This is a genomic window from Dactylosporangium sp. CA-139114 (genome assembly GCF_050955725.1).
Classification (GTDB): domain Bacteria; phylum Actinomycetota; class Actinomycetes; order Mycobacteriales; family Micromonosporaceae; genus Dactylosporangium.
Window position 1 is genome coordinate 142,826 of record NZ_CP192080.1, and the last position, 20,374, is coordinate 163,199.

Here is a 20,374-nt window from a genome sequence, read left to right on the forward strand (position 1 = left end):
CAGAACCGCCGGGCGCGCGGGTCAGACGCCGGCGTAGGAGTGCAGGCCGTTCGCCACCAGGTTGACGCCGAACAGGTTGACCAGCATGGTGCACCAGCCGATCACGGCGATCCAGGACGTCACCCGGCGGCTCACGCTCGGGGTTGACCGCGCGTGCAGGTAGCCGGCGTACACGACCCAGGCGATGAAGGACCAGATCTCCTTCGGGTCCCAGTTCCAGTACCGCCCCCAGGCCGCCTCGGCCCAGATCGCGCCCGAGATCACGCCGAAGGTCCAGATCGGGAAGGCGAAGGCGTGGACCCGGAAGGTCACGCGCTCCAGGGTCTCGGCGGCCGGGAGGCGCTCGCCCAGGGAGTACGGGAAGCGGGTCTTGCCGGCGTCGTAGCCCATGCGGATCAGGTGCATCGCGGCGGCCACGAAGCCGACCAGGAAGATGCCCGATGCCGTCGACGCGGCACCCACGTGGATGACCAGCCAGTACGAGTGCAGGGCGGGCACCAGCGGACCGACCGGCACGTAGAGGCTCATGCCGGCGATCGACAGCAGGACCGCGGCGACCAGGGTGACGAACAGGCCCAGGTGGCGCAGGTGGGGCAGGCGGACCATCGTGAACAGCCAGGCCGTCATGCCCACCGCGGTGGCCATCATGACGAACTCGTACATGTTGCCCCAGGGGGCGCGGTCCGCGGCGATGCCCCGCGTGACCAGGGCGCCCACGTGGGCGAGGTAGCCCAGCACCATGAGCACGATCGCGGTGACGCCGGCCCGCCGGGCGCCGGGGGAGGGGGCCGTGACGACCTCCTCGGCCGCGACCTCGGGCGAGGCTCCGCCGCCGCCCACGGTTGCCAGCTCCCGCACGGCCAGGCGGGCGACCACGCCGCGGCCGCCGAACGCGTACTCAACCGCGTAGGCCATCATCGCCAGCACGTAGCTGAAGATCGTGACGACCAACAGCTGGTTCGACAACCCGCCCATCACACAACCTCCTCGACGGACTCAGTCTGCGCCACCTGCTCCGGCACGGACGCGGCGGGGGCGGCCGCGCGCACGATCTCGGCGAACTCCTCGGCGAAGCCGGGGTGGTCGCTGCGCGGCAGGCCGCCGGCCGTGATGCCGGTGGGGGAGATGCGGAAGAAGACCCGGCGGCGCTTGCCCGACAGCGAGCCGAGCAGGCCGGCGAGCAGCGCGATGGCGCCGCCCAGCACGATCGGCTGGCCGGGGTCGTGGCGCACCGAGATGCTGATCCACTGGCGGGTGCCGACGAACTGCACGGTGGTGCCGTCGGGCAGGGTCGCGCTCTGCCCGGGCTTGAGCATCAGCGGGTCGCCGAACTTCGCGAGCCGTCCGGCCTCGATCTGGCGGGTGTCGAGGGTGTAGACGGACAGGGGGGCGCCCGCGTCGAAGCCGAGCACCCCGCGGTACGGCTGCAGCATGAGGCGAGGATCGTTCTCGGCCGGGAACGCGGAGGAGTTGACGGACGGGTCGGACGGGACCGTGGGCAGGTAGATGCCCGAGAAGCCGATCTGCGCCTTGTCGTCGCGGGTGTGCGTCTGCGGGTTGATGTTCACGTCCGGGAACGTGGCCACGCCCTGGCTGGTGAGCAGGCCGTCCGAGGGCAGGAAGTTCGACACGTTCTCCGAGGTCTTGCCATACCTGTCCGTGTACCGCAGGACCGGCGCGTACCCGTGCCCGAGCAGCGACACGTTCGCCCCGTCGAGGCGCAGCGGGTCGTTGACCTGCAGGCGGCGCTCGGACGACTTGCCGTTCTGGGTCACGTGGACGTCGGCCTTGTACGTCACCGGCTGGCCGTTGTCGAGATAGCTCGCGTTGAACTTGTCCAGCCGCAGGCAGAACCGGGGCAGGTCGTTCTCGCCGACCTGGGCGCCCAGCGCGTGCTCGTCGTAGTTGAGCAGCGTGTTGCAGAAGGCGAAGTCGTCGCCCTCCACCAGCAGGCGGTTGCCGTGCCAGCCGAACCACGAGCCGAACGCGACGCCGAAGAGCAGCGACAGCAGGGCGAAGTGGAAGACCAGGTTGCCGGTCTCCTTCAGGTAGCCCTTCTCGGCGGAGATCTCCAGCACCTCGCCGTCCGCGCGCACCGTGGTGCGGAAGCGGCGCTTGCGCAGCACGCGACGGATGCGCTCGGCGTCCTCGGCGGTCCCCGACCCGGCGAGCACGGCGTGCTGCGGCAGCCGTTCGAAACGAGCCGGAGCTTTCGGCGGTACCTTCACCAGCGCGACGAAGTGCTGCCGGAACCGCGGCACCAGGCACCCGACGAGCGACACGAACAGCAACAGGTAGATCGCCGAGAACCAGGGCGAGCCGTAGACGTCGAAGAACGAGAGCCGGTCGAGCGTCGGCCCCCACTGCTTGTGCGTGTCGAGGTAGGTGTCGACCTTCTCCGGCGACACGTTGCGCTGCGGCAGCACCGAGCCCGGGATCGCGGCCACGGCGAGCAGGAACAGCAGCACCAGCGCGGTGCGCATGCTGGTCAGCTGGCGCCAGGCGCGGCGGCTCACGGCCACGACCGAGTGGTAGAGCCGGCGCATCAGATCGGCACCGTTCCGGCCGGCCCGATGTTCGCCTGCAGGGCGGTCATGAGGTAGCTCCAGACGCCGGTGACCAGGGCGAGCCCGATCAGCACGAGCAGGGCGCCGCCGATGCGGGTCACCCAGCGGCTGTTGCGGCGGATGAACTTCACGACCCCGATGAGCCGCTGGAAGCCCAGCCCCATGGCGATGAAGGGTATGCCGAGGCCCAGCGAGTACGCGACCGCGAGCGTGACCGCCCGGGCCTGCGAGCCGCTGGTCGAGCCGAGCGCGATCATCGCGCCCAGGGTCGGGCCGGTGCACGGCGCCCACGACAGCGCGAACACCACGCCGAGCACGGGCGCGCCGACCAGGCCCGCGGAGGGCAGCCGCTGGATGCGCCACTGCCGCTCCAGGCCCGGCACCAGGCCCATGAAGGCCAGGCCGAGCACGATCACGGCGGCGCCGACCACGATCTCGATCGTCCGGCGGTGCACGACCATCGCCATCGCGGCCTGGGTGGCGAGCACGATCAGCCCGACGAACACCACGCCGAAGCCCGCGACGAACAGGCCCACGCCGGCGAGCACCCGGCCGCGGCGCCTGCCGGAGTCGAGGTCCGCGCCGGCCAGGCCGGTGACGTAGGACAGGTAGCCCGGCACGAGCGGCAGGATGCACGGCGACAGGAAGCTGACCAGCCCGGCGAGCGCGGCCACCGCGATGGCCAGCAGCAGGGGACCGCTCGCGGCGACCGAGCCGGCGTCCATCAGGCCTTCTCGGCCAGCAGGTCGCGAACGACCGGTTCGAGCAGCGCCTGGTCGACCTCGGAGCGCATGACGGCCGCGATGCGCCCGGCCTTGTCGATCACCAGCGTGGCCGGGATCGAGTTCGGGGGCACGTCGAAGTTGAGCGCGAGCGATCCGGACGGGTCGAAGATGCTGCCGTACGTCGGCTTGATGTCGGCCAGGTACGCCTCGGCCGGGTCACGCTGGTCGCGGATGTTGACGCCGATGAAGGTGACGCCCTGGGCCTTGGTCGCCGCGAGCACCTTCTCCAGCTCGGGGGCCTCGGAGCGGCAGGGCGGGCAGTACGACGCCCAGAAGTTCACCACCACGACCTGGCCCTTGTGCTGGGCCAGCTCGAACCGGCCGGAGCCGTCCATGAGCTCGCCGCCCATGGTGGGCGCCGCGACCCGGTTGGCCACGTCGATCTTGCGGCTGCCGAGCGCGTTCTTGGGTGTGCTGCTGGTGCAGGCGGCCAGGAGCAGCACCAGGACCAGCACGAGCGCCCGGCGCATCTCAGGCGCCCTTGGCGTTGCGGGCCGAGGCCGAGAGGGCGACCAGGTGCGCGGCCGGTTCCGAGTAGGCGATGCCGACGATCTTCGTGTCGTCGAAGTGGAAGCTGGTGAGGCTGGCCAGCGAGCACTCGCGGCGCCGCGGGTCGTGCCAGAGCCGCTTCTTCTCGATGTGCCGGCGCAGCGTCCAGATCGGCAGCTGGTGCGAGACGCACACGGCCTCGTGCCCCTCCGCCGCCTCGCGGGCGGTCAGGATGGCCTGGTACATCCGTGCGGCGATGACGTTGTAGGGCTCGCCCCAGGACGGGGTCATCGGGTCACGCAGCACCCACCAGTTGCGCGGGTCCTTGAGCGAGCCGTCGCCGACGCCGACCTGCTTGCCCTCGAAGAAGTTCGCGCTCTCGATCAGCCGCTCGTCGACCGCCACCGGCAGCCCGAGCTGCTCGGCGAACGGCTCGGCGGTCTGCTGCGCGCGCTCCAGCGGGCTCGCGACCAGGTGCGTGATGTCGTGGCCGGCCAGCGACTCGGCCGCGGCCTTGGCCATCTGCACGCCGAGCTCGGAGAGGCGGAAGCCGGGCAGGCGCCCGTAGAGGATCTTCGTCGGGTTGTAGACCTCGCCGTGGCGCAGCACATGGACGATCGTCTTCATGCCGCCACCCGCGCCGCCGCCTGGGCCGCGTGCGGCAGGGCCGCCGCGAGCACGCCGAGCGCCTCGTCGTCGATCGCGGTGGAGACGAACCAGGACTCGTACGCGCTCGGCGGCAGGTAGACGCCGCGCGAGAGCATCTCGTGGAAGAAGGCCCGGAACGCGGCCACGTTCTGCGTCTGCGCGTCGGCGAACGAGCGCACCGGCCGGTCGGTGAAGAAGATCGAGAACATGCTGCCGGCGGTGGACAGCACGTGCGGTACACCGGCAGCGGTCAGGGCATCGGAGGCCAGCTTCGACACCGTCGCGGCGGTGGCGTCCAGGCGGTGGTAGACGTCCGGGGTCGCCAGCCGGAGGGTCGCGAGGCCCGCCGCGCACGCCAGCGGATTGCCGGAGAGCGTGCCGGCCTGGTACACCGGGCCGGCCGGGGCGAGCCGCGACATGATCTCGGCCCGTCCGCCGAACGCCGCGGCCGGCATGCCACCGCCCATGACCTTGCCGAACGTGTAGAGGTCGGCGTCCACGGGCTCGAGCCCGGCCCAGCCGCCGCGGCTGACCCGGAACCCGGTCATGACCTCGTCGAGGATGAGCAGGGCGCCGTGGCGGTGCGCAAGCTCGGCGAGCTTCGCGTTGAACCCGTCGCGCGGCGCGACCACGCCCATGTTGCCGGCGGCGGCCTCGGTGATCACGGCGGCGATCTGGTCGCCGTGGGCCGAGAAGGCCTCCTCGAGCGCGGCGACGTCGTTGTAGGGCAGGACGATCGTGTCGCCCGCGGCCGCGCCCGTGACGCCGGGCGAGTCCGGCAGCGCCAGCGTGGCCACCCCGGACCCGGCCGCGACGAGCAGCGCGTCGACGTGCCCGTGGTAGCAGCCGGCGAACTTGATCACCTTGGACCGCCCGGTGAACCCGCGCGCCAGGCGCAGGGCACTCATCGTCGCCTCGGTGCCCGAGTTGACCAGGCGCACCTGGTCGATCGGGGTGCGGGCGACGATCTCCTCGGCGAGGTCGACCTCGCCGGGCGTCGGCGTGCCGAAGCTGGTGCCGCGCGCGGCGGCCTCGGTGATGGCGGCGACGACCTCGGGGTGGGCGTGGCCGAGGATCAGCGGCCCCCACGAGCAGACGAGGTCCAGGTAGCGCCGGCCGTCGGCGTCGGTGAGCCAGCAGCCGGAGCCGCCGACCATGAAGCGCGGGGTGCCCCCGACCGCCCGGAAGGCCCGGACAGGTGAATTCACCCCACCCGGCACGATGGCCTGGGCACGGTCGAACAGGGCCTGCGAGGCCGGCGCGTCGCCCGCGAACGGGCCGAGACCGGCGGTGTCAATATCGGTCACAGCCTGCCCATTCTGACAGCCGCTCCGGGCGTGCGACGCGCGGCCCTCGGGCCCGTGTGCCCGACGCCACTGCGAGGCCTGATCAGATATAGGCTGGTGTCGTGGATCGACCCGATCTCTCCGTTTCCGTGCGCCGAGCACCGAGCGAGACCGTCGTGTCGCTGACCGGTGAGATCGACATGTCGACCGTTCCCCGCCTGGCCGCGGCCGTGGACGACGTGCTGAACGAGCCGCCGGCGCGCGTGGTGCTCGACATGGCGGGCGTGACGTTCTGTGACTCCCAGGGCCTCGGGACGCTGGTGGTGCTGAGCCGCAAGGCCACCCTGGCGCAGAGCTACCTGGTGCTGGTCAACGTGGGCGCGTTCCTGATCCGGGTGCTGGACATCACCGGGCTGCGCAACGCGCTGATGATCCAGGAGGCCTAGATCCTCGCGCGCGCCTTCGCCAGCGCGGCCATCGCCTTCTCCACCTGTTCCCGGCCGAGCTCGCCGTCGGCCGCCAGCGCGCCCTTGAGCAGGGCGGTGGCCTCGTCCACGGCCAGGCCGGCCGCGCGCAGCTCGGCCTCGCGCACCCGCACGAGCTCCGACTGGGCCGCGAGCTGCTGCGTCATCGTCCAGAGCTCGACGAAGACGGAGACCTTGGCGCGCAGCACCCACGGATCGAACGGCTTCGTCAGGTAGTCCACGGCACCGGCCGCGTAGCCGCGCAGGGCGAGGTGAGAGTCCCGGTCGGCGGCCGTGAGGAAGATGATCGGCACGTGCCGGGTCTTCTCGCGGCGCTTGATGTGCCGGGCGGTCTCGAAGCCGTCCATCGTGGGCATCTGGGCGTCGAGCAGGATCAGCGCGAAGTCGTCCACGAGCAGCCGCTTGAGCGCGTCCTCGCCGCTGTCCGCCCCGACCGTCTGCACCGGAAGGCCCTGCAGGATCGCCTCGAGGGCGAGCAGGTTGTCCCGCCGGTCGTCGACGAGCAGCACCTTCGCGGGCCGGTCCGGTCCAGTCACCACAGCAACCTACACCCAGCGGCCGGGCCGAAGCGGATGGCCGGGCCGCGGCCGGCCCGGCCCGACCCCCGCTTCGATACCGGCCTCAGACGGCCCGGCCCTCCCCGTTCACCCAGGCGGCCATGACGTCGAGCAGCTCGTCCAGGTCCACCGGCTTGGTGATGTAGTCGCTGGCCCCCGCGGCGAGGGACGACTCGCGGTCGCCCGGCATCGCCTTGGCGGTCAGGAACACCACCGGCAGCTCCGCGAAGCGGCGGTTGCGGCGGATCGCGCGGGTCGTCTCGTTGCCGTCCTGGTCGGGCATCATCGCGTCCATCAGCACGATGTCGACGTCGGGGTGCTCGGAGAGGATGCGCACGCCGTCGGCGCCGTTGTCCGCGTAGAGCACCGTCATCCCGTGCAGCTCCAGCGCGCTGGTCAGGGCGAAGACGTTGCGCACGTCGTCGTCGACGATGAGCACGGTGGCGCCGTCGAGCTGGTGGGCCGCGGCGGTGGTCGAGCGGCGCTCCGCCGACGGCAACGAGCGCAGCATCGGCGGGGCCGAGGGCAGCGGGCGGTTCGCCGGCGGCAGCGCCTGCGGCTGGGTCGACAGCGACTGGTGCAGCTGCTGGTGCAGGGTCGGCGTGACCTCGGTCGCGATGACGTCGGGCAGGTAGAGCGTGAACGTCGCCCCGTGCCCGACCTGCGAGGTCACCCCGATCGCGCCGCCGAGCAGGCGGGCGAGCTCGCGGCTGATCGACAGGCCGAGGCCGGTTCCGCCGTACTTCCGGCTGGTCGTCCCGTCCGCCTGCTGGAACGCCTCGAAGATGAGCGCCACCTTGTCGTCCGAGATGCCGATGCCGGTGTCGGAGACGGCGAACTGGATCACCCGGCGGGCACCGGCGAGCGTCGGCGCCTGGAACTCCAGGTCGGCCGGGGCGACCCCCATGGCCAGCGTCACCGTGCCGTGGTCGGTGAACTTGACGGCGTTGGAGACCAGGTTGCGCAGGATCTGCTGGAGCCGCTGCGGGTCGGTGACGATCGCGGGCGGCAGCGAGGGGTCGGCGACGACGGTGAACTCCAGGCCCTTGTCCTCGGCCTGCGGGGCGAAGGCCTGCTCGACGTACGCCCGGATCTCCTCGAACGAGACCTCGCCCGGCTCCACGTCCATCCGGCCCGCCTCGATCTTGGACAGGTCGAGGATGTCGTCGATGAGCGCGAGCAGGTCCGAGCCGGCGTTGTGGATGGTCGCCGCGAACTCGATCTGCCGCGCGGTCAGGTTCGCGTCCGGGTTGTCGGCCAGCAGCCGCGACAGCAGCAGCATGGAGTTGAGCGGGGTCCGCAGCTCGTGGCTCATGTTGGCCAGGAACTCCGACTTGTACTGCGACGCCTGCGCGAGCTGCTGTGCCTTCTCCTCCAGGCCGAGCCGCGCCATCTCGATCTCGCGGTTCTGCTTCTCGATGTTGCCCTTCTGCTCCGACAGCAGCGTCGCCTTCTCCTCCAGCTCGGCGTTGGTCCGCTGCAGCTCGGCCGACTGGTCCTGCAGCTCCTCCGTGCGCCGGTTGGCCAGGATCGTCTTGAGCGCCACGCCGATGGTGACCACGAGCCGGTCGAGGAAGGACAGGTGCAGGTCGCTGAACGGCGAGACGCTGCCGAACTCGATCACGCCGAGCGGCTCGCCCTCGAAGAGCACCGGCAGCACGACGAGGTCGGCCGGGGCCGTCTCGGTCACGCCCGAGCGCACCCGCAGGCGCGCCTCGGGCGCGGCCTGCACACGGATCGCCCGGCGGGACAGCGAAGCCTGGCCGATGAGGCCCTCGCCGGGCGCGAAGCTGATGTCGGCGCCGGGGGCGACGTAGCCGTACGAGGCCTCGAGGCGCAGCCGCAGCCCGATCTCAGGGTCGGCGCCGGACAGGAAGAACGCGCCGATCTGGGCGTCGACCAGGGGCGTCACCTCGGCCATGATCATGCGGCAGACCTCGCCGAGGTCGCGCTGGCCCTGCAGCAGGCCGCCGACGCGGGCCAGGTTGGAGTCCAGCCAGCCCTGCTCCGCGTTCTTCTTCGTGGTCTCGCGGAGCGTGACGATCATCTGGTTGATGTTGTCCTTGAGCTCGGCCACCTCGCCGAGCGCCTCGACCGCGATCCGCTGGGTCAGGTCGCCCCGGGTCACCGCGGTGGACACCTGCGAGATGGCGCGCAGCTGCGTGGTCAGCGTCGAGGCGAGCTGGTTCACGTTCTCGGTGAGGTCCCGCCAGGTGCCGGAGACGCCCTTCACCTGGGCCTGACCGCCCAGCTTGCCCTCCGAGCCGACCTCGCGGGCCACACGGGTGACCTCGTCGGCGAACGAGGACAGCTGGTCGACCATGGTGTTGACGGTGCTCTTGAGCTCCAGGATCTCGCCGTGCGCGTCGACCGTGATCTTCTGCGACAGGTCGCCGCGGGCCACAGCCGTCGTCACCTGGGCGATGTTGCGGACCTGGCTCGTCAGGTTGGACGCCATCGAGTTGACGTTGTCGGTGAGGTCCCGCCAGGTGCCGGAGACGCCCTTCACCTGGGCCTGACCGCCCAGCTTGCCCTCGGTGCCGACCTCGCGGGCCACGCGGGTGACCTCGTCGGCGAACGAGGACAGCTGGTCGACCATCGTGTTCACCGTCGACTTCAGCTCCAGGATCTCGCCCTGGGCGTCGACCGTGATCTTCTGCGACAGGTCGCCCCGGGCCACGGCCGTCGCGACCTGCGAGATGTTGCGGACCTGGGCGGTGAGGTTCGAGCCCATGAAGTTCACGTTGTCGGTCAGGTCGCGCCAGGTGCCGGCCACCCCGCGCACCTGGGCCTGGCCGCCGAGCTTGCCTTCGGTGCCGACCTCGCGGGCCACGCGGGTGACCTCGTCGGCGAACGAGGACAGCTGGTCGACCATGGTGTTGACGGTGCTCTTGAGCTCCAGGATCTCGCCGCGGGCGTCGACCGTGATCTTCTGCGAGAGGTCGCCGCGGGCCACCGCGGTCGCGACCTGGGCGATGTTGCGGACCTGGCTGGTCAGGTTGGACGCCATGAAGTTGACGTTGTCGGTGAGGTCGCGCCAGGTGCCGGCGACGCCGGTGACCTGGGCCTGGCCGCCGAGCTTGCCTTCGGTGCCGACCTCGCGGGCCACGCGGGTGACCTCGTCGGCGAACGAGGACAGCTGGTCGACCATGGTGTTGACGGTGCTCTTGAGCTCCAGGATCTCGCCGCGGGCGTCGACCGTGATCTTCTGCGACAGGTCGCCCCGAGCGACCGCCGTGGACACCTGGGCGATGTTGCGGACCTGGCTGGTCAGGTTGGACGCCATGAAGTTGACGTTGTCGGTGAGGTCGCGCCAGGTGCCGGCGACGCCGGTGACCTGGGCCTGGCCGCCGAGCTTGCCTTCGGTGCCGACCTCGCGGGCCACGCGGGTGACCTCGTCGGCGAAGGAGGACAGCTGGTCGACCATCGTGTTCACGGTGTCCTTGAGCTCCAGGATCTCGCCCTGGGCGGCCACCGTGATCTTCTGCGAGAGGTCGCCGCGGGCCACCGCGGTCGCGACCTGGGCGATGTTGCGGACCTGGCTGGTCAGGTTGGACGCCATCGAGTTGACGTTGTCGGTCAGGTCCTTCCAGGTGCCGGCCACGCCGGGCACCTCCGCCTGACCGCCCAGGTTGCCCTCGGTGCCGACCTCGCGGGCCACCCGGGTCACCTGCTCGGCGAAGATCCGCAGCGTGTCGACCAGCGAGTTGATCGTCTCCGACAGCTCGGCGATCTCGCCCTTCGCGCTCACCGTGATCTTCTGCGACAGGTCGCCGCGGGCCACCGCCGTCGCCGCCGCCGAGATCGACCGCACCTGCCCCGTGAGGTTGGCGGCCATCGAGTTCACCGAGTCCGTGAGGTCGCGCCAGGTGCCGGCGACGCCGGTGACCTGGGCCTGGCCGCCCAGCTTGCCCTCGGTGCCGACCTCGCGGGCCACGCGCGTGACCTCGTCGGCGAACGACGAGAGCTGGTCGACCATCGTGTTCACGGTGCGGCCGATGGTGAGGAACTCGCCCCGCAGCGGCCGCCCGTCGATCTCCAGGGCCAGCTGCTGCGACAGGTCGCCCTCGGCGACCGCCACGATCACGCGGGCGATCTCGGTGGTCGGGCGGCCGAGGTCATCGATGAGCGAGTTGACCGCGCGGATGTGGTCGAGCCACGACCCCTCGAAGCCCTCCTCGTCGAGCCGCTCGGTCATCCGGCCCTCGCGGCCGACGACCCGGCTGATCCGCAGCAGCTCGCGATTCTGGCGCTGCTTGGTCTCGGCGAGCCGGTTGAAGCGCTCGACCACCTCGCCCGGCAGCCCGTCGCGGCGGCTCAGCCTGATCTTCAGATTGCCGGACAGCATCTGGTCCAGCGCCTTGGACAGCTCCTCCAGGAGCAGCGTTTCCGGACTCTTCCGGGTGACTTCGTCGACTGTGGTCATGGCGTCTCCACCGGTCTCGGGGGCAGGCGGCGTCCACCCATCGTCGTCCTTCAGGTTGGATTGTTACCACCGTTCAGTGGAGACTGCGAGATGTGACAACCCAGACCGTCCGGAGGCTCAGGCTCCCGGCCGACCATAGCTCTCCCGGTCTGGCCCGCGAGGCGATCCGGACGATCGCGCACGAACGGGACCTTGTCCCGGTGCTCGACGAGGCGTTGCTGCTCGTCACCGAGCTTACGACCAACAGCGTCGTGCACGCCGGGACCGAGGTCGACCTCGAGATCACCGCGAGCGACACCTCGCTCACCGTCGCCGTGCTCGACTTCAGCCCGGGCGTCGTCACGCCCAGGTCTTCGGAGACCGGCGGCGAGCTGCCCGAGCGCGGGCGCGGCCTGCTCCTCGTCGAGCAGATGGCCACGGCCTGGGGCACCGTGCACTTCACCGGCGGCAAGGGCGTCTGGTTCCGCCTCGACGTCACGCCGGCCGATCGCCTCGACGTGCCCTCGTTCGACCTGCCCTCCGCCGTGGACTCGCTGATCTGGTCCGGCACCGGAGTCTCGCTGGAGGAGCTGGCCGAGGAGCTGCTGCAGCGGCTGTGCCGGGCGATCGGGGCCCAGGGCGCGGCGCTCACCGTGGACGAGGGCGACGGGCCGCACACCGTCACGGCCTACGGGCGCCTCGGCGGCGGCATCGGCAGTCAGGCGACGCAGGCCACGTCGGTCGATACCCAGTCGGCCGGCGGCGGCCGTCAGGCGACACCGGCCGCGTCGGTCCAGACCCAGTCGGCCGGCGGCGGGTTTGGCCGCCGGGTACCGCTGCGCGTGGCCCGCCCGTGGCGCGCCGAGCTGCTCGTGGCCGGGGGCGGGAGCAGCCCCTACGCGCGGCCGCTCATCGCCCTGGCCGCCGACCGGCTCACGCTGCTGGTCGAGAACCACCGGCTGCGCCGCGCCGACGCCGAGCGCCGGACCTGGCTGACGTTCCTCGCCGACGCGAGCGAGCTGCTGGCCCAGTCCCTCGACGTCGAGCTCACGCTGGCGCTGATCCCGCGGCTGGTGGTACCGCGGCTCGGGCAGTGGTGCGCCATCCACTCCGCGGACGCCGGGGGCGAGCTGCGCCTGGCCGCGGCCACGCACGCCGACGAGTCCCAGGTCGCCGGCCTCCTCGACGCCCTCGCCCAGGCCGCGCCGCAGCTCAAGGAGGCGATGGCGACCGACGCCGTGGTGCCGCTCGGTGCGCCCCTGGAGGGCTACATCGTCGCGCTCATCGCCCGCAACCAGCACCTCGGGACGCTGGCGGTCGGCGGCAAGGGCGACACCTGGCAGCGCGCCGAGGAGGTGGCCGTCGTCGAGGACGTGGCCCGCCGCGCGGCGCTCGCCATCGACAACGCCAACATCCACGCCGAGCGCCGCCGCGTGGCCCAGACCCTCCAGCGCTCGCTGCTGCCGCCCCAGCTGCCGAAGGCCGACGGGGTCGAGTTCGGCGCCGAGTACGTGCCCACGGGCGAGGGCGTCGACGTCGGCGGCGACTTCTACGACGTGGTGTCGCTCTCCGCCCGCCGCTGGATGGTCGTCGTCGGCGACGTCTCCGGCAAGGGCGTGCAGGCCGCGACCGTGACCGGCCTGGTCCGCGACGTGACCCGGGTCCTCGTCCGCGACGGGCGGCCGCTGCCCGAGGTGCTCGTACGGCTCAACGACACCCTCCTCGAGCGCGGCGGCGGGCGGTTCTGCACGCTCTGCCTGGCCCAGATCCTGCGCCGCGGGGACAACCGGCTCGACGTGACGCTCCACCTCGCCGGGCACGACCAGCCGGTTCTGCTGCGCGCGGACGGCAGCACGGAGCTCGTCGGCGCCTGCGGCACCGCCCTGGGCTTGCTCGACACCATCAACACCCCGCGCAGCCAGGTCCTGCTCGACCCCGGCGACACCCTGATCTTCTTCACCGACGGGGTGACCGAGCGGCGGCGCGGCGTCGACCTGTTCGGGGTTGACCGGCTGCGCGAGGAGGCGGCGAATCTGGCCGGCTTCCCGGCGGATGTGGTGGCGGCGCGGCTGCGGGCGCGGACGCTGAGCTATTCGCCGGAGATCCCGCGTGATGACATCGCCATCTTCGCGGTTCGTAACGACGCCTGACGCTTCCCCCGCGCAGCCCCGCCTTGCCGCCTCGCCCGCCTTGCCCGCCTCGCCCGCGGCGCTTTTTGCCCGCGCGATCCCTCTGCGTCCGCGGTCCTCGGTGCCCGCGCGGCCCTTTTGCACCCGCGCCCCTGGCACCCGCGCGGCCCGCTCTGTGGCGTTATTCCGCTTTCGTGGTTTTTGAGCGACTCGTGGCGTTTTGTCGGGCCGTCGTCGTTCAGGCCACCCAGCCGGAGTGCAGGAAGTAGGCGGCGAGCACTCCCTGGGTGCTCAGGAACGTGGCGAGCACCGCGCGGTCGAGCCATGGGCGCCTCCCGAGCGCGCCGAGCGCCATGAACGCGGGGAACACCTCCAGCCCGATGCGGGAAGCGGAGTAGAGCGGATACGGGATATCGCTCGTGTACCGGCTGGGAAAGCTCACCATGAACACCACCAGCGCCAGCCCGAGCAGCGGAAAGATTGCCCGGTCCCATCCTCGGCGCAACCAGGGGATCAGCAACACGGCGAGGGTCGCGACCGTGGCGAGCTCGAGGACGTTGTGGGCCCAGATCTCCGTGAACCACGGACCGGCGTGCCGGGCGGCGTTGATGGGCGCGACCCAGGGCCAGGTCAGATGGCGGCCCCAGTGCGCGGCCTGGGTGTGGGAGAACGCGAGCGGGTCACCGTACGCCTTCAGGTTCACGAGCATCACCGCGCCGAGCCCGGAAGGGATGACGATAAATGCGCATAATTCGGACCAGCGGCGGAGATTTCCGGCGCCCTTGGGCTGGAAGGCAGGGACGCCGCGGTGCACCCGCTGGTGTCCGAGACCGGGGATGCGGGGGTGCACCCGCTGGTGTCCGAGACCGGGGACGCGGGGGTGCACCCGCTGGTGTCCGAAGGCGGGGACGCGGCGGAGCGCCCGCAGGCGCGGCAGGGCGGGGATGCTGCGGAGCGCCCGCAGGCGCCGGAGGACGGGGATACCTCGGAGCGCCCGCAGGTGCCGGAGGGCGGGGATGCCGCGGCGGACCCGTACGTAGCGGAAGGCGGAAATACCGCGACGTGCCCGCAGGTGCTGGAGGGCGGGGATGCCGCGGTGGACCCGCACGTACTCGAACGCGAAGGCCGCCGCGAGCAGGATCCCCGCCGAGCGGGTCGTCGCGGCCAGGGCGCCCAGCGCGCCGGCGGACCACCAGAGGCGGCGGCGCAGGCAGTACACGGTCGCCAGCATGAGCGCGAGGAACAGGCCCTCGTTGTAGGCGGCGCTCAGGAAGAAGCCGGTCGGGAACGCGACGAGGTAGAAGGTCGCCCGTGCGGCGGCGGCTCGGCCGAGTTCGAGGTCTGTGAGGCGGTACAACAGGATGAGCGCGGCCAGCAGGGCCCCGTTGGCGACGAGCAGCGCCGCGACCCAGGGCCGGCCCACGCACAGCGGCGTGAAGGCTCGGATGAGCAGCGGGTAGAGCGGGAAGAAGGCCGCGGGCGAGGCGTCGGGCGTGGGCTGGTAGCCGTGCTCGGCGATCGCGACGAACCACTTGGAGTCCCACTGCGATGCCCACAGCCGGGCGACCTGGACGGGCGTCCGGTGCGGCCGCTGGTCGCCGACCCACGCGAACACGGAGACGGCCGCGAGACCGGCCCGGCTCGCGGCGAAGGTCGCGCCGCCGACCAGCACCGCGCGCCGCCAAGGACGATCCCCGGCCCGCCTGGCGGCCCCGTCCGCCTCGCCATCGGCGTTGGTCGGCCGCCTCTGACCGGGCGCCTTCCGACTCGGCTGACGCGCCGCCTCCGCTGTGCCCGGGGTCGCCGTCGTCACCGCCGGCGCTGCGCTCGCCGTCGCCGCCGTCACCGCCGGCGCTGCGCTCGGCTTGGCCGTCGTCGTCGTCGCTGCGCTCAGCTGGGCCGCCGTCGTCGCCGCTGACGCTGCGCTCGGCTTGGCCACCGTCGCCGCCGTCGCTGACGCACCGCTGGGCCTGGCCGCCGCCGTCGAGGCTGGCGCTATCTGCGGTGAGGCAGGCGGGGTCGCCGGCGCTGTCTCGGCCGCGTTCGGCTTGAGCGCTGGGTCTCCCGCGCTCGGCTCGCCCGGCGACTCCGCCGACGGAGCCGGAGTCGGGGGCGGGGGCGGGCTCGGGTCAGCCGGTGGCGCCACTGGCGGCTCGGATGCGGTCCAGGGCGGCGGCGACGTCGGCGGGGCGGGCGTTCAGGTCGTACGTGCTGAGCAGGTGCAGGTTGTCGCCCGTGTCGATCTCCAGGAACTCGCTGCGCAGGCCCGCGCGGGAGCGGGACTCGAGGCGGACGCGCTCGATCTCGGGCCAGGCCAGGCGGCGGTGGCCCGCGTAGCCCGACACGACCGTCACGCCGTCGGGGTCGGCGGCGAGGCGCACGGGCGCGAGGAGGTCGCGCAGCGCGTAGGCCCCGGCGACGACGGTCGCGACGATGGCCGCGCTCAGGGCCGGCCGGTCGTCGGCGAGGAACGCGGCGCCGAGTCCGAGCGCGACCGTGACCGCGCACTTGAGGGCCGTGAAGCCGGGCGAGACCCGCCACCGCATGGTCGTCGGCTCGGGGCCGTCCGGCTCATCGGCGGCGGGCTGCTCGGAGAAGGCACCACTGCGCATCCGCACATCCCTACGATTACGCGACCCAGCCGCCCCGCACGAAGTAAGCGGCCAGAATCGCCTGCAGCATGAAGAAGAGGGCGATCACGATCCGATCGATCCACGGCCGCGCCCCGATGCGCGCCAGGATCATGAACGCCGGGAAGACCTCGAGGCCGAAGCGCGAGGCCGAGTACAGCGGATAGGGCATGTGCGACGACGGGAAGCTGATCATGAGCAGCGTGAGCCCGACGCCGACCAGGGGCAGCACCCACTGGTCGCGCCGCAGCCGCCACGGCCCGACGAAGCACAGCACGAGCAGCGCGATGCTCGCGAGCGCGGTCGCCAGCTCCAGCAGGTTGTGCACCCACAGGTCGCTGAAGCCGAAGCGCAGGCCGAACCCGCTGTGCAGCGACTGGAACCCGCGCCAGACCGGCGCCCACGGCCAGTCCAGGTGCCGTCCCCAGTAGCGCTGGGCCTTCAGGAACGCGAACGGCTCCCCGTACGCATTGAGCGAAAACGCCACGACCCCGGCCACCCCGACCGGGATGAGCAGCACCGCGAGCGCGCTACTGCGCAGTTTGAAGCGATTGACGCGGACGTACTCCCACACGAACGCCGCCGCCAGCAGCACCCCGGCGGACCGAGTGAACACCGCGAGCCCGCCGAACACGCCGGCCCACCACCAGCGCTGCTGGCGCAGGCAGTACAGCGACGCGAGCATGAGCCCGATGAACAGCCCCTCATTGTAGCCCGCGGTCAGGAAGAACGCGGTCGGGAACGCCACCAGGTAGAGCACCGTGCGGCCGGCCACGACGCGATCGAGCTCGCGCTCGGCGAGCCGGTAGAGCACCACCAGCGCCCCGAGCGACGCGAGGTTGGCGACGAGCAGCGCGGCCACCCAGGGCTTGCCGAGACAGAGCGGGGTGAGCGCGCGGATGAGCATCGGGTACATCGGGAAGAAGGCGGCGGGCGCCTTGTCGGGATCCGGGTAGTACCCGCGCTGGGCGATGTCGATGAACCACTTCGAGTCCCACTGTGAGGCCCACTGCGCCGCGATGTACGTCGCCGTGACGTTGGGCCGCTTCTCCCCGATCCACGCGAACGCCGTGACGACCGCGAGCGCGATCTTGCTCGCGGCGAAGATCCCGAACCCGGCGAGCAACGCCCGCCGCCACGGCCGGTCCCCGCCCGCCACCGTCCCGGCCTCGGGCCCCGTCGGCTCGTCCGGTTCGGTGGGCTTCGTCCGCTTTGTCAGCACTTCGTCGCCCGGCGCCGCTGTCACCGACGCTCGTCCGTCGGCCACCGCGCTCATTGCCGCCCCGCTCGACCCCGCCGCCGCCCCGCTCGGCCCCGACGCAGTGGCCCGGCCTGGCCCTGACGCCGCCGCCTCGCTCGGCCCCGCCGCCGCCCCGCTCGGCCCCGACGCAGTGGCCCGGCCCGGCCCCGCTGTCTGGTCGGCCGTCGCCCGGGTGAGCGCTGCCGGCAGCCGTTCGGCCACAGCGGCGGAGGACGCAGTCGCGGGCGACACAACGGCAGAGGACGCAGTCGCGGGCGACAAAGCTGCGGGGGACGCGGTCGTGGGAGATGCGGTCGTGGGAGTCGCGGCGGCAAGCGACTCAGCGGCCGAGGGCGACCCCGCCGCGTCCGGGGCGGTGCGGGGCCGTGCGAGAGACGCCGGCTCCGCGGCCCCCGACGAGGGTCCTCCGGCGGATGCCGCGGCCTGTGCGGGGGATGATGCCGGCTCCGCGGCCGGCGAGGGTCCTCCGGCGGATGCCGCGGCCTGTGCGGGGGATGCCGGCTCCGCGGCCGGCGAGGGGCCTCCAGCGGACGCCTCGGCCTGTGCGGGGGACGCCGAATCCGCGGCCGACGACGTTCCCCCGGCGGACGCCCCGAGCCGGGCGGTGGCGAGCGACTCCGCGGGTGACGACGGTCGTCCAGCGGACGCCTCGGCCCGTGCGGGGGACGCGTGGGTGCTCGAGCGGTCCTCGGGGTCGTCGGCCATCTGCGGCATCGTAGAGGCGCCCATCGTCAGATTCGTAGCCCGCCGCGGACCACGAGGTCGAGCAGCGCGAACACGAACAGGGCGATCCCCACGAACCCGTTCGCCGTGAAGAAGGCGCGGTTCACGCGGGACAGGTCGCTCGGGCGCACGATCGCGTGCTCGTAGACGAAGGCCAGGGCCGTGATCGCGAGGCCGATCCACCACAGCCAGCCGAGGCCGACGAGCTGGCCGAACCAGACGAACAGGCCGAACGTGACGACGTGGGCGATGCTGGACAGCCGCAGGGCGAAGGGCACGCCGAAGCGGGCCGGCACCGAGTGCACGCCGATCTCCCGGTCGATCTCGGTGTCCTGGCACGCGTAGATCAGGTCGAAGCCGCCGATCCAGAGCCCGACCGCGACGCCGAGCACCCACGCCGGGCCGGAGCCGCGCAGGTCGCCCGTGACCGCGAGCCAGGCGCCGACCGGCCCGACCAGCTGCGCGATGCCCAGGATGGCGTGGGGCCAGTTGGTGAAGCGTTTGCCGTAGGGGTAGACGATCAGGGGCACCACCGCCAGCGGCGCCAGGGCGAGGCAGAGGGGGTTGAGCAGGGCCGCGGCCCCCAGGAACACGACGATGGCGACGATCGCGCCCGTCCACGCCGTGCGCACGCTCACCGAGCCGGTCACGAGCTCGCGCCGGGCCGTGCGCGGGTTTCGCGCGTCGATGTGCCGGTCGATGATCCGGTTGGCGGCCATCGCGAACGTGCGCGCGCCGACCATCGCGATCGTGACCAGCAGCAGGTCGAGCCAGCCGATGCGGGGCCGGTCGCCGCCGGTGGTGGTCATCACCGTCAGTGCGGCCAGGTAGGCGAACGGCAGCGCGAACACCGAGTGCTCGATCGCGACCAGCCGCAGGAACGCCTTGACCCGGCTCGGAGGTGCCTCAGCGATCGTCACTTGAACCCATACTCTCTCCAGCGCTTGTCGACCCGCGCCACGACATCGGGGGACATGATCATCTCTTCCGGCCAGCCGCGATGGTAGCCCTCGGCCGGCGTCTTGCGCGTGGCGTCCAGCCCCGCCTTGCCGCCCCAGAACTGCTGGTAGGACGCGTGGTCGAGGTGGTCGACGGGGCCCTCGGTCAGCAGCAGGTCGTGCTTGTAGTCGACGTTGCCGAACGCGCGGAAGGCGACCTCGGCGTAGTCGTGCACGTCGCAGTCGTCGTCGACGACCACGATGAGCTTGGACAGCGACAGCAGGTGGGCACCCCAGACGGCGCTCATCACCTTCTGCGCGTGCTTCGGGTATCGCTTGCGGATGGAGACGATCACGCAGTTGTGGAACACCCCGGCGGCCGGCAGGTCGTAGTCCACGATGTCCGGGATCAGCAGCTTGAGCAGCGGCAGGAAGATGCGCTCGGTCGCCTTGCCCAGGCCGTGGTCCTCCTGCGGCGGCTTCGACGTGATGATCGAGTGGTAGATCGGCTGCTTCCGGGTCGTCATGCACGTCACGTGCAGCACCGGAAAGTCCTCGACCGGCGTGTAGAAGCCGGTGTGGTCGCCGAACGGGCCCTCGGGGAGCCGCTCGCCGGGCTCGAGATAGCCCTCCAGCACGATCTGCGCGTTGGCCGGCACCTGCAGCGGCACCGTGAGGCAGTCGACCATCTCGACCCGCTCGCCGCGCAGGAAGCCCGCGAACAGGTATTCGTCGATGTCGGAGGGCAGCGGGGCGCTCGCGGTGTAGCAGACCACGGGGTCCGCCCCGATCGCGACCGCCACCGGCAGCCGCCGGCCGAGCCGCTCCGCGACCGCGTGGTGCGCCGTGGAGTCCTTGTGGATCTGCCAGTGCATGCCGATCGTGTTGTGGCTGTGCTGCTGGAGGCGGTAGAGCCCGAGGTTGCGCTTGCCGGTCTCCGGGTGCCGGGTGTGGGTCAGGCCGAAGTTGTGGTAGATCCCACCGTCGTCGGGCCACACCTGCAGGCCGGGCAGCCGGTTGAGGTCGACCTGGTCGTCCTTGTAGACGACCTCCTGGCAGGGCGCGGTCTTGACGTGCTTGGGCGGCACCGACTTGAGCTGCATGAGCTTGCCGATGCCGTCGCGGATGCCCGCCCAGCCGACCGGCAGCTCGGGCTTGACCAGCTCGCCGATGCGCGCCCCGACCTCGTCGAGGTGCTCGACGCCGAGCGCCATCGCCGTGCGCCGCTCGGTGCCGAACAGGTTGATCGCCACCGGCATGTCGCCGCGGGTCGGCTTGTCGAAGAGCAGGGCGGGACCGCCGGCCCGCACGGTGCGGGTGACGATCTCGCTGATCTCCAGGTGCGGGTCGACCGGCGCCGCGACCCGATGCAGCTCTCCCGCCTTCTGCAGGGCGGCCAAAAACTCGTTGAGGTCTGCATAGGGAAATCCGCGAGCCATGCCTGCATCCTCGCAACCGGGTACGACATTTT

15 protein-coding genes are annotated in these 20,374 nt (G+C 71.9%); 2 read left to right on the plus strand and 13 right to left on the minus strand.

Going from position 1 to position 20,374, the window contains the following annotated elements; translation table 11 throughout:
* Positions 1–21 precede the first annotated feature (21 nt).
* The 6 genes from ccsB to hemL are packed head-to-tail and all read right to left on the minus strand — an operon-like array spanning position 22 to position 5,796.
* Positions 22–975, minus strand: coding sequence for a c-type cytochrome biogenesis protein CcsB (gene ccsB / locus ACQP2P_RS00700; protein WP_433612232.1), 954 nt, complete (start codon positions 973–975; stop codon positions 22–24).
* The gene (gene resB / locus ACQP2P_RS00705) at positions 975–2,609 is read right to left on the minus strand and encodes a cytochrome c biogenesis protein ResB (protein ID WP_433618897.1); all 1,635 of its coding nucleotides are present in this window, start codon (positions 2,607–2,609) and stop codon (positions 975–977) included. The genes ccsB and resB overlap by 1 nt, the downstream gene beginning before the upstream one ends.
* Positions 2,546–3,292, minus strand: a complete 747-nt coding sequence (locus ACQP2P_RS00710) for a cytochrome c biogenesis CcdA family protein (protein ID WP_433612234.1) — start codon at positions 3,290–3,292, stop codon at positions 2,546–2,548. Before ACQP2P_RS00710 ends, resB begins: the two co-directional genes overlap by 64 nt.
* Positions 3,292–3,822, minus strand: coding sequence for a TlpA family protein disulfide reductase (locus ACQP2P_RS00715; protein WP_433612236.1), 531 nt, complete (start codon positions 3,820–3,822; stop codon positions 3,292–3,294). The genes ACQP2P_RS00710 and ACQP2P_RS00715 overlap by 1 nt, the downstream gene beginning before the upstream one ends.
* A 1-nt stretch (position 3,823) precedes the next feature.
* Positions 3,824–4,468: a histidine phosphatase family protein gene (locus ACQP2P_RS00720; protein ID WP_433612238.1), complete on the minus strand. Its 645-nt coding sequence runs from the start codon at positions 4,466–4,468 to the stop codon at positions 3,824–3,826.
* Positions 4,465–5,796 (minus strand): glutamate-1-semialdehyde 2,1-aminomutase, encoded by a 1,332-nt coding sequence (gene hemL, locus ACQP2P_RS00725; RefSeq protein WP_433612240.1) that lies wholly within the window; start codon positions 5,794–5,796, stop codon positions 4,465–4,467. Before hemL ends, ACQP2P_RS00720 begins: the two co-directional genes overlap by 4 nt.
* Before the next feature lie 101 nt (positions 5,797–5,897).
* Between hemL and ACQP2P_RS00730 the strand changes: the two genes are divergently transcribed.
* Positions 5,898–6,221, plus strand: a complete 324-nt coding sequence (locus ACQP2P_RS00730; RefSeq protein ID WP_433612242.1) for an STAS domain-containing protein — start codon at positions 5,898–5,900, stop codon at positions 6,219–6,221.
* Here the strand turns inward: ACQP2P_RS00730 and ACQP2P_RS00735 are convergent.
* Positions 6,218–6,796 carry a response regulator gene (locus ACQP2P_RS00735; protein WP_433612244.1) on the minus strand — a complete coding sequence of 193 codons (579 nt, stop codon included), beginning with the start codon at positions 6,794–6,796 and terminating at the stop codon, positions 6,218–6,220. The genes ACQP2P_RS00730 and ACQP2P_RS00735 overlap by 4 nt on opposite strands.
* An 85-nt stretch (positions 6,797–6,881) precedes the next feature.
* Positions 6,882–11,243 carry a HAMP domain-containing protein gene (locus ACQP2P_RS00740; protein WP_433612246.1) on the minus strand — a complete coding sequence of 1,454 codons (4,362 nt, stop codon included), beginning with the start codon at positions 11,241–11,243 and terminating at the stop codon, positions 6,882–6,884.
* Positions 11,244–11,335: 92 nt separating this feature from the next.
* Here ACQP2P_RS00740 and ACQP2P_RS00745 point away from each other — a divergent pair, with 92 nt between their 5' ends.
* Positions 11,336–13,372, plus strand: coding sequence for a SpoIIE family protein phosphatase (locus ACQP2P_RS00745; protein WP_433612248.1), 2,037 nt, complete (start codon positions 11,336–11,338; stop codon positions 13,370–13,372).
* 217 nt (positions 13,373–13,589) lie between these two features.
* Here ACQP2P_RS00745 and ACQP2P_RS00750 read toward each other — a convergent pair whose 3' ends face one another.
* The 5 genes from ACQP2P_RS00750 to ACQP2P_RS00770 all read right to left on the minus strand — a co-directional run bounded on the left by ACQP2P_RS00750 (position 13,590) and on the right by ACQP2P_RS00770 (position 20,342).
* Positions 13,590–15,023 carry a mannosyltransferase family protein gene (locus tag ACQP2P_RS00750; RefSeq protein WP_433612250.1) on the minus strand — a complete coding sequence of 478 codons (1,434 nt, stop codon included), beginning with the start codon at positions 15,021–15,023 and terminating at the stop codon, positions 13,590–13,592.
* A 457-nt stretch (positions 15,024–15,480) separates the two neighbouring features.
* On the minus strand, positions 15,481–15,963 hold the full coding sequence (locus ACQP2P_RS00755) for a PH domain-containing protein (protein WP_433612252.1): 483 nt from the start codon (positions 15,961–15,963) through the stop codon (positions 15,481–15,483).
* Positions 15,964–15,979: 16 nt separating this feature from the next.
* Entirely contained in the window at positions 15,980–17,227 is a 1,248-nt protein-coding gene (locus tag ACQP2P_RS00760; RefSeq protein WP_433612254.1) for a glycosyltransferase 87 family protein, read from the minus strand.
* Positions 17,228–17,973: 746 nt separating this feature from the next.
* Positions 17,974–18,885: a menaquinone biosynthesis prenyltransferase MqnP gene (gene mqnP, locus ACQP2P_RS00765; protein WP_433612256.1), complete on the minus strand. Its 912-nt coding sequence runs from the start codon at positions 18,883–18,885 to the stop codon at positions 17,974–17,976.
* Positions 18,882–20,342 carry a menaquinone biosynthesis decarboxylase gene (locus ACQP2P_RS00770; RefSeq protein ID WP_433612258.1) on the minus strand — a complete coding sequence of 487 codons (1,461 nt, stop codon included), beginning with the start codon at positions 20,340–20,342 and terminating at the stop codon, positions 18,882–18,884. Before ACQP2P_RS00770 ends, mqnP begins: the two co-directional genes overlap by 4 nt.
* Positions 20,343–20,374: the final 32 nt, after the last annotated feature.